The 10124-nt window shown below is 52.0% G+C and carries 11 protein-coding genes; 8 read left to right on the top strand and 3 right to left on the bottom strand.

What is annotated here, in order from left to right; translation table 11 throughout:
- Positions 1 to 414 precede the first annotated feature (414 nt).
- The 8 genes from YH64_RS29670 to YH64_RS29635 all read left to right on the top strand — a co-directional run bounded on the left by YH64_RS29670 (position 415) and on the right by YH64_RS29635 (position 7960).
- Entirely contained in the window at positions 415 to 1068 is a 654-nt protein-coding gene (locus tag YH64_RS29670) for a hypothetical protein (protein ID WP_143215614.1), read from the top strand.
- Between the two features lie 61 nt (positions 1069 to 1129).
- Positions 1130 to 1579, top strand: coding sequence for a hypothetical protein (locus YH64_RS29665; protein ID WP_082134703.1), 450 nt, complete (start codon positions 1130 to 1132; stop codon positions 1577 to 1579).
- 71 nt (positions 1580 to 1650) lie between these two features.
- Positions 1651 to 2403, top strand: coding sequence for a hypothetical protein (locus tag YH64_RS29660; RefSeq protein WP_046807904.1), 753 nt, complete (start codon positions 1651 to 1653; stop codon positions 2401 to 2403).
- A gap of 126 nt (positions 2404 to 2529) precedes the next feature.
- Entirely contained in the window at positions 2530 to 3561 is a 1032-nt protein-coding gene (locus tag YH64_RS29655; RefSeq protein WP_046807903.1) for an SIR2 family protein, read from the top strand.
- 6 nt (positions 3562 to 3567) lie between these two features.
- Positions 3568 to 5343 carry an ATP-binding protein gene (locus tag YH64_RS29650; protein WP_046807902.1) on the top strand — a complete coding sequence of 592 codons (1776 nt, stop codon included), beginning with the start codon at positions 3568 to 3570 and terminating at the stop codon, positions 5341 to 5343.
- Between the two features lie 249 nt (positions 5344 to 5592).
- The gene (locus tag YH64_RS29645) at positions 5593 to 6828 is read left to right on the top strand and encodes an AAA family ATPase (RefSeq protein WP_082134702.1); all 1236 of its coding nucleotides are present in this window, start codon (positions 5593 to 5595) and stop codon (positions 6826 to 6828) included.
- Entirely contained in the window at positions 6821 to 7480 is a 660-nt protein-coding gene (locus YH64_RS29640) for an HNH endonuclease (RefSeq protein WP_082134701.1), read from the top strand. Before YH64_RS29645 ends, YH64_RS29640 begins: the two co-directional genes overlap by 8 nt.
- 297 nt (positions 7481 to 7777) lie before the next feature.
- A complete protein-coding gene (locus YH64_RS29635; RefSeq protein WP_046807901.1) occupies positions 7778 to 7960 on the top strand; it encodes a hypothetical protein in 183 nt (60 codons plus the stop codon).
- On the opposite strand, the gene YH64_RS29630 is transcribed toward YH64_RS29635, so the two are convergent.
- The 3 genes from YH64_RS29630 to YH64_RS29620 all read right to left on the bottom strand — a co-directional run.
- A complete protein-coding gene (locus YH64_RS29630) occupies positions 7957 to 8268 on the bottom strand; it encodes a hypothetical protein (protein WP_082134700.1) in 312 nt (103 codons plus the stop codon). The genes YH64_RS29635 and YH64_RS29630 overlap by 4 nt on opposite strands.
- A 351-nt stretch (positions 8269 to 8619) precedes the next feature.
- Entirely contained in the window at positions 8620 to 9468 is an 849-nt protein-coding gene (locus YH64_RS29625; RefSeq protein ID WP_046807900.1) for an SAM-dependent methyltransferase, read from the bottom strand.
- A gap of 106 nt (positions 9469 to 9574) precedes the next feature.
- A partial coding sequence (locus tag YH64_RS29620) for a peroxidase-related enzyme (protein WP_143215613.1) occupies positions 9575 to 10124 on the bottom strand: 550 nt, incomplete at its 5' end.

Raw genomic sequence — 10124 nt, 5'->3', positions numbered from 1 at the left:
AAGTGAGAGGAAAGCTCGGCGGGTATTGAGGCCCTCGCGTAGGGACATTCGCATTAAGAAAGAGCGAGCGCAATCATCAGATTGATATCCGCTTATGTATGCCCGCCTGCATGGAGCTTTAGATCTGCCGTAGATCAAAGTTAGTAACTAAGGTAACATTTGGAATCTTTGGCCGACCTTGGCCCCTGAAGTCTGGCTTCGGGGCAACGTAATCAGCATCGATTCGTTAAGCCAAGTTGTCATTTGCGGTTTGCTTGTGCATCAGCTTTGGCAAGGTCGGCGGGCATCACACCGCAAGAGCGGCCCAAGCACCGGACAGCACAATTCGCATCATCGGTCAGGGCTCGGAGTAACGCGCATAAGCGCTTTCCGAGATAGAGAGTTTCTATCCTGCAACCTTAGAACGAGATGTTGATGTTCCGTATCACTATCGCCGCAGTAGTTGTCCTCACCCTGGGCGCTTGCACGACCGTCAAGCACGCACCGATCTCCCAAGATTCCCCGAGCAAGCTGGAAGGAAAATCCATCGTTTCCGCCCGCTATGGGCAACCCGACTTCACTGCCTTTACCGCCGGCAAGGCGGCATTCGCGATGCTTGGCGCTGCCGCCATGGTGTCGGAAGGTAATGCCATCGTCAAAGAAAACGGCATCGAAGATCCTGCGATTGCGATCTCTGCCGGACTGCGAAGGAAGCTGGCCAGTTTGAAGAACACGACGGCTGTGAACGCGTCTGGCGTAGCAGCTAAAGATGATGTCGCAACGGTAGTCGCCGCCAGTCCAGGAGGCGATTTTGTTTTGGACGTGAAGACGCTGACGTGGATGTTCAATTACTACCCGACGGATTGGGCGCATTACCGGGTCAGTTATACGGCGAGGCTGCGGCTGATTGATACGGCAACGAAGACTGTCGTGGCGGAATCGGCTTGCACAGGGGTTCAGGGTGATGACAAGAATCCCCCGACGAAGGATCAGTTGCTGGAGAACGGGGCAGGGTTGTTGAAGGGATATTTGGCGAAGGCGGGAGAGGCTTGCACGGAGGTGCTGGCGCGGGATGTGTTGAAGCTTTGAGTTGTATTCGTAAGCGCAGTCCGGGTCGCTGTTCTAGTTAGCGTGAACGTGAGGTACATACATGCATGAAAAGCAAAGGGTTGCGATCAACCAATTTATTGCCGCAGTCCGTGGATTGAAAGACGCCAACGTTATTCGATCTCATCGTTATCTAGGTGATCTGGCGGAATTCCTCTGCGCAGATAGAGTAAAGGTAAATCTTTCAACTAATCTTCGAGAGGTTGGTCATGATGGAATGCGTGAGACTTTGCGGGCTCAAATAAAGTATGGTGGTGGGAAAAAAACTAATATGGACCTCGGGGATCCCAGCAAATATGAAGAAATTTATATCGTGCTAGGTAAAGAAAGCGTCATCCGGAAACATGCGTGTGATGCTGATTTTCAGATATACAAATTTACTTCGGCACAGGTTTTCGCTATGGGGAAAAACGGAAAAGGGGGGTACTCATGTGGTCCGATCCATTTTCGACGTCCGCCTGATGAGAGAATATTTATAAATGATGTTCTCTAAGTGGTGCGCGCCCTAGTAATTTATTTTTCCTTCTTGGTGGCGTTGTTTTTTATTTTTTAATAATTTTATAAATGATTGTCTGCCTCGCGGTATTTATTCTTTATGTGATTAGCGTCCTTGTTTTCGGTTTTGCGGCATTCAGGATAAACCCAAGTATCAGGAAGTGGATCGAGAAATCGAGTTTGTTGACGGAGCGATCGTTGCGTCAACTGGCTTATGTTTCTGACGAAAGCGCGCTTGCCGCTTTTAAGAAATATATTTTTGGTTTGGCAGCAGTCCTTTTTTCCTTAGTCGTGGTTCTGGGGCAATTCATTGCCGAACCGACACGTCAAGTGCTAAGTATCGGATTTGTCGCGCTTCTTTATATAGGCAGTTCCATAGGCGCCTGGTCGCACAATCGCGAAGAAATTGTCCGTGAATTCCTAGAAGATGCGAAGACTACCTCGAAGAAAGTTGCCATCGGGTACTCATTGCTCGCTGCGCTGATGTTGAGCTTCGTCATCGGCGTAGGTCTGTGGGCTGGAGAACTGGATCTGATTAATCTGAGTAACTTGGTAAGGTTTCTAGTTTTTGGATTTGCGGCTCTTGTGGTTGCAGTCATTCTCGTTCGATTTTTTTCAGTGGCATTCATCCTCGTTCCCGCATTTATTGCAATATCGTTTCTTTGGCTTTCAATATATGTGGCGAGATCGGTTCTGGTTGTCGGAAAGGAAACTCTCGTCAACTTGTTTTGCGCTTATTGTGTGCTTGGTACCATTTATCTGGCTCTGCTGAGTATGCCGGGTTTAAGGATTTGGCTGAGTATTCCTGCGATTTGCCAGTGAGTAAATGGGACAAGCTAAGGCTTGGAAGTGCTTTCGTAGTTAAACGTTTTCAGGCGCGGAGTTGGTTGGTGAGAGCTCTGTTCCACGCAACTTGGATAAGCGTAAAAAGATAAGGAAATGCGATCAATGAGTGCAATGGAAGCGGTGCAGTCCCATGTGCAGGACTGCCTAGGAAAAATGCCCGTAATCGTACTCGGCAGTGGCGCATCTGCCGCGCACGGAATTCCAGGCATGTATCCGTTGGGCGAGCACCTGGCCGCCTCGTCTTTGCCCGCGCCGTGTCAAGGCGAAGCGCATCTCCTGGGATGGCAGCAATTCCTGGACAAAGTCCAGAAAATGGATCTTGAGTCCGCGCTTAGTGGCGTCAATGTCACGCCGGAAGTTCTTGATCACATCGTGCGCGCCACTTGGAGTTTCCTGAACGCTGCAGACTTGCTCATTTTCGAGCGGTTGTTGGCCAATCGGAAACTTCTGCCCCTCAGTCAGCTGTTCCAATATCTCCTACGCAGCACCGCTATGGACTTGCAGGTTGTGACGCCGAACTACGACCGGCTAGCCGAATATGCTGCCGAAGCAGCTGGCTATTGCGCCTACACCGGTTTTACTTTTGGTATGTTTGGTACGCGCGCCGTCGATGTCCCCCGGATTCATACCGGGCGTCGGCCTGCAAGAACAGTCAATATATGGAAAGTGCATGGTTCACTCGGCTGGTTTAGCGGAGCAGATGGCTCTCTCGTTGCCCTGCCTCCCGTAGTGACAGTCCCCAGAGGCTTCACGCCCGTCATAGTCACGCCGGGTACAGAGAAATATCGCCGCACCCACGAAGAGCCATTCCGAAGCGCTATGCACAGTGCCGATGATGCGGTCGCTCGGGCAAGCGCCTTCCTGTGCATTGGGTACGGTTTCAATGACGACCACTTGCAACCTCTGATGATGGAGCGCTGCACGCGCCCGGATGTCCCGTTGGTCCTTCTCACCAAAGAGATCAGTCAGACGGCCCACAAGTTTCTCAGAAGCGGACGTTGCAGTCGTTACGTCGCTCTGGAGGAATGCGAGAACGGTACGCGAGTGTTTAGTCACGACGTGCCGGATGGCGTCGAATTGCCGGACCATTCAGTGTGGCGCTTAGATCGCTTTCTTCACCTTGTCACCGGATAAGTACACATGAGCATCCTTGATTACAAAGACAACGAATCTTTGGGGCGTGTGCGCTCTGTAGATACCGCTACCGTCGTCATAGCTGTGGAAGATGTCGAGCGGCTGCGTAAGCTGCAGGTAAATCGGCTTGCCGTACTGCAGAGTAGCCGAGCGGGCCAGCACCTTATTGGCATTATCCAGAAGATCACGCGCACAGCTATCGATGGCAAGGGAAGCTTGGCTGATACTGAGGACGCTCCAGATGGCGAATACCAGACAGAACTAAACGTAGTGCGTATCGCACTGATAGGCACGCTAATGGATAAGGTCGGGCCGCGCAGTAACGTATTTCTGCGCACTCTTGAAACAGTTCCGGAGATCGACGCCAACTGTTTCGCGCTTGAGGGGGGGCGGCTAACGGCCTTCATGCGTGTCATCGCTAACATTTCGGGCGACGCACAGAAGCTCTCGCTAGGGCACTACACGCTTGATGAGAGTGCTGATGCCTTCCTAAACGGGAATAAGTTCTTCCAGCGGCACGCCGTTGTCGTTGGAAGCACGGGCTCCGGCAAGTCTTGGACGACGGCGCGCATTCTTGAACAGGTCGCCGCCCTCCCCAATGCCAACGCGATTGTCTTCGACATCCATGGCGAATACGCTCCGCTCGCTTCAAACGGCTTTCGACATTTCCGGATCGCGGGACCCGCCGACCTTAGCGGCAGTGCGTCCCTCAACGAGGGCGTAATTTTCTTGCCTTACTGGCTACTTGGCTACGAGGCTATGACATCAATGTTCGTGGAACGCTCTGATCAGAACGCGCCAAACCAAGCTATGGTGATGTCGCGCGCCATTTTAGCGGCTAAGCAGAAGTACCTCCAAGCGGAGGCGCGCAACGACATACTTGAAAACTTCACCATCGATAGCCCCATCCCGTTCGATCTATCCTGCGTGATTGACGACCTAGCCAAACTCAACGATGAAATGGTGCCGGGCGCGCGCTCTGGCACTGAGAAGGCGGGTGAATTCAATGGCAAGCTGAGCCGAATGATCCAACGCCTGGAAAATAAGCGGACAGACCGGCGGTTGGGCTTCCTGTTCCAAGGCGCCGGAGAGACGCAGGCTTTTGATTGGCTTGATCGTTTGGTCTGCGCGCTGCTAGCCGGTTCTGCTGATCAAGAGGGCGGTGGAGGTGGTGTCAAGGTAATCGACTTCTCTGAAGTGCCGTCCGACGTGCTACCGCTGATGGTGAGCCTAGTTGCGAAACTCGCCTTTTCGGTACAGCAGTGGACTGAAGCTTCAATGCGCCATCCTATTGCCATATTTTGCGACGAGGCGCATCTCTATATTCCAGAGAGACAGCAGGCTGGCGGGGCAGGGGAAATCTCTGTAGAGATCTTTGAACGAATTGCTAAGGAAGGTCGTAAGTACGGCGTCGGCCTTGTCGTGATTAGCCAACGTCCGTCCGAGGTCAACCGAACGGTCTTGAGCCAGTGCAACAACTTGGTAGCCATGCGACTGACAAATGGTGACGACCAGTCGGTCGTGCGGAGATTGTTGCCGGATAGCCTGGCTGGCTTCGGGGACCTGTTGCCTGTGCTGGATACGGGCGAGGCGCTTGTGGTGGGGGATGCGAGCCTTTTGCCAACGCGGATCAGAGTTTCGATGCCACAGCACCGGCCCAACAGTGGGACAGTCGAGTTCTGGGAACGCTGGGGGGCGAACCAGGCCGTCGGCGGTCTCGCGGTGGCTGTGGACGGCTGGCGAAAGCAAACTGTGCAGACATCTACGGCCGGTGCCTCCTGACCTTGTAGTTTATGAACGACGCGCAGTCGGGGGCTTCCGCCCTTACCCCCAGTAGGCACTACCGGCTTAGTGGCAGCGGTGCGTTGCGACGTTACCCAAGTATTGTAAATAATAGGCCGAGCACATGCCGGAGTTCTTCCGATATTGCGGATATTGCTTATGTTGAATTAGTAAAGTTGCTGTCGGCCAACTGGGTTGTCCGAGTTTTAATTAATAAATATAGCAACAAAATATTCATAGAATAAATATATGACAACCATTAAAGCTATTACGGCTATACCTCCAGGAACTAATCGGAAATATGAAATTCAGTTAGATGGAAGAAATTTGATCGTAGTCGGAGGAAACGGCTCGGGGAAAACTTCTTTTTTGAGAGAAATTTGGACGCGCTTAACAATTCAAATTATCGAGAATGGGATAGGTAATCTAGCTAATAATGAACAAACATGCGAGTACCTCAACTCCCAACTGAAAGATGGTAAGGGCAACCCCCAAGAGCGGCACGGTTGGCAACAATCCTTATTGGTTAGTCAGCGGTGGCTGGAAAGATACTTCGGATGGGCGAAGATAGAATACACCGACGTGGGTGCGCTTCTTCTCGAGAAATCTCGGAACAATATTACTTTGAGATATTTTGAGGCCTATCGCCAAGCGAACATTCAAGCCTCGCAATCTGCCTCTGGTGTAAGAATAGACCCAAAAACTATCGATGTTCGCGAAAATTTGGGAACCTCTCTGGAGCAACACCTGCTCAACTTGCGAGTTAGATCAGCGCTGGGATATGAGAGCGCAACAAGCGAAGAATTGCAAAGAAGAAACGATATTAACAGCTGGTTCGAAGATTTTGAAAAAAATATTGGCTATTTATTTGAAGACGAATCAACTTGCCTCGATTTTGAGCGCGAAGAGCTTAAATTCTATCTTAAACAAGACGGAAAACCTAGATTTACGTTTCAACAGCTTTCCTCTGGCTACTCATCAATTTTAGATATCTATGCTGACTTATTAATAAGGACCGAGTATTTTTCCATAACTGCCCGGGAGCTCAAGGGTATTGTCATAATTGACGAGTTGGATGCTCATCTTCATGTATCTCTCCAGCGAAGAATATTTCCATTTCTTAGTCGATCCTTTCCTAGTGTGCAGTTTATTATAAGCACACATTCTCCGTTCGTACTTACGTCGGTAAGCGATGCCATAATATATGACATTACTTCAATGACCACCTCGAGCGACCTCTCAATGTACTCCTTTGAGGCGGTGGTTGAAGGTCTCCTTGGAGTTCCGCCCGTGTCTAAACAGTTAGAGGAAAAAATTCTCGAACTGGCAAGGCTCTGTGACGCAGAATATTTCGACATAGAAAAAGCCGAAGAGATAGCTCGTCTTATACAACCGAATGCTCATGTTCTGGACGATGAGTCTCGAATGTTCTACGAACTCGCTGTAAATAAGGTTCTTCTATCCAAACGATCGAAAAATGTTTAACGTTATCCGCACCCAACCAGCACCGGCCTCTTTGGCTGCTCGTCGGAGCTACTCAGACGGCGATGTGATCATTGAACTAAAAAGAATTTTCTTCGACAAGTGCTACATTTGCGAAACTAAGGATCCGCTATCGCTCAATGTAGAGCACTTTTATGCCCACTTGGATGATGACGAAAAAAAATATGACTGGGACAATTTGTTTTTCGCATGTGCAAGATGCAATAACATCAAGCGACATCATTTTAACGACCTATTGAACTGTACAGATCCTGCGATAAACGTATTCCGAGCGATTAGGCATCTGCCGCCTGTGACGCCATTTTCCAAGGAAATCCGCATCGAAGCGACGTCTGTCGATGAAAGATCTCAGCGGACTGCTGAATTAATTCGAAAGATATTTAACGATGACAATACGGGAAATAAAGAGGTAACTGGCGTCTATCTCCGAAAGCGCGTATTCCATCAATATTCTCGTCTATTGCGCCATATAAATACGTATATCAACGAGGATTCCCTGCCGGCGGAAAGGAATGATGCCTTAGGGCGAATTAAGAATATGCTTGGCGACGATCAGGAATACTCGGCGTTTATCCGCTGGGCGATTTTAGACTCTCCGGCTTTATTGGCTGAGATTGGGGTTGATCTTCCTTGAAATTGCCATGGAAAAGGGCAGGCGGCATGAGCCCTGAATGGGGCATAGGTTCGCTCAATACGGTGTTGAGATTGATAGGTGGTCGTGGAGTGTATGTCTCAACGTATGCGTCGAGGTGTGAATATCTCAGGTGCAAAGCGGGGTGTCGCGCGTGCTTGAACCTTGGAAGCAGAAATGCGGCGATCGAGAGACGCGCTCAAGCGGAATCAATGCCCGCGTAGAGCAATCACAGCAGATCCAATGCGAATCTCTCAAATCACGTGATACGTGTATGACCCAGTGAAATCTGCTCACGTCATGATCAAGGGGATTGACGGTGAGCAAGAAGATGCAATACGACATCAAACCTGTGCAGCCAAGCGCAACAGCGCGTTGGTGCTGGACATATCCCAGGGCAAGACGATGCAGGCCGAGGCCAGCCGGAAATTCGTAGGGGGCTGGCCGACATTACTCGAATGTCGGCGCTACCTCCTTTTTTAATTTTTAGGGGTGGCAGCCGGGGAAAGCTCACACATTGATCGTGGATTATCAAGTGCGATTCCTATGAGCTCGGAGAGATGGTCACAAAGCGCTTCGACCCCGCCTACCAAATTAGACGTAATCCAATCGTCTAACGACTGTGCGTCCGCGGAGTTCGGCTCACTCACCCCATTCCCCACAATCCGAGCAATCGCCCAAATCCCTTGGCAAGCCCGCTCCATCTTCCTCAAATCATCCACCCGCACAACAGCAAACTCCGGATCATCCGGCGTTGCCCAGCGGTCATAGGTATAGGGGTGATCATTCATAGCAGCCTCTTTTGTCGTTAGACCCGCTCCCCGCTGTCAATCGGGGTGGGCGGGCGCAAGGCCGGGTTGACAGACCGGTGACAAAAGAAACCGGCGCACGCGAGCGTGCCCCAGCCAAGGCCCGCCCATAGCAGGGACGTGCGTCGGCCTACGGACGAAAAAATGCCGCTATTGCAGCGGCAGTCCGCCTTTTGTCATTTCCAGCTGTCAAACCGGACGGTCATTGGTGTGACCGCAGGGCAAGTATACGGCGGAACGCTATGTAAGCCGCAACGATGCGCGTGACGTTTTTGTCTCGCCCCAAACGACTGTCAAAAAGCACAAAGGGCTCCGCAGAGCCCTTCGTCATTTTCATGCAGCAACCGGCACAAAAAACCGATCCTTCAACTCCTGCAACCCAATCCTCTCCAACATCTCCGTCAGCCTCTCCGCAGGCTTCCGGGTCGGCAAATCCTTAAACTGCGCCACGATCAGCTCATTCTTCATCGAGTGCTCCCACCCGACCAACTCCGTCACGCTAACCTGATACCCATGCGCCTCAAGCTGCAAGCACCGCAGCACATTCGTAATCTGGCTTCCAAACTCCCGCGTATGCAGCGGATGCCGCCAAATCTCCGCCAGTGGATCAGCCAGCGCCTTGCCTTTATTCTTCCTTAGCACCGAAGCCACCTCAGCCTGACAGCAAGGCACAACGACGATGTACTTGGCCTTCTTCTCCAACGCAAAGTGAATCGCGTCATCGGTGGCGGTATTACAAGCATGCAACGCAGTGACAACATCAATCCTCGCCGGCAACTTATCCGACGTAATCGACTCCGCCACAGAGAGATTCAAGAACGACATCCCTCCAAACCCCAGCCGCTTAGCCAGTTCCTCTGACGACTTCACCAATTCCTCACGAGTCTCGATCCCATAAATATGGGACCCATTCCCGACGGCATCCTTCTGTTCCTTGAAGAACAAGTCATACAGAATGAACCCCAGATAAGACTTCCCAGCCCCATGATCCGCAAGCGTGACCGCGCCGCGTTCTTGTTGGACGTCTTTCAGCAACGGCTCGATGAACTGAAACAGGTGATAGACCTGTTTCAGCTTACGGCGGCTGTCCTGGTTCATCTTGCCGTCGCGGGTCAGGATGTGCAGGGCTTTTAGCAGTTCGACGGACTGGCCGGGGCGGATGTCGTGGGTTTTTTCTGACATGGGGGAAGGCAAAGCGCCCCGCACGGGGCGGGGCGCGTAGTGGCGCGGAAAGCGTCAGTTTAACGAAAACGCTGATGCGCCCGCAGGGCAGTACAAAAAGCGGGTCTTAGCCTACGGTGGCAAAAACCGGTTCGCCCAGGTTCAGCATCAAACGATTTGCCCAGGCGAAGATCGCGTCCGAGTGCAGCAGGTCCAGCACTTCGCCTTCGCTCAAGCCCGCATCCTTCAATGCCTGGATGCTGTTGGCGTTGACGTCGGCCTGGGCTTCGGTGATCTGGATCGAGAACTGGGCAATCGCCAGTTCACGCGCCGTGGTGCCGGCGGTGTAGGGGTCTTCGAACACTTGCGCGATCACTTCATTACGCTTGGCCAGTTGTTCGAAGCGCTGCGCGTGGACGGATGCGCAGTACACGCAGCCGTTCACACGCGAGACAACCGTGGAGCCCAGCTCGCGTTCGGCGCGCGACAGGCCGCCTGGGGCGTACATGATGGCGTTGAAGGCGGTGGAGCGCTGGCGCAGGATTTCCGGTTGGTGGACCAGGAACAGGTAGTAGTCCGAGACCTTGGCCTTGGGGTGGCTTTCTTCCAGGACGGCGACTTGTTCCGGGGTGGCGGTGTCGACGTTGACGACGTCGAGCCATGCCTTCCACTCCAGC

Source organism: Achromobacter sp. LC458 (genome assembly GCF_001005835.2).
GTDB classification, from domain to species: domain Bacteria; phylum Pseudomonadota; class Gammaproteobacteria; order Burkholderiales; family Burkholderiaceae_B; genus Achromobacter; species Achromobacter spanius_B.
Note: the sequence above shows the minus strand (reverse complement) of the source record. Positions and strands in the feature narration are given on the sequence as shown.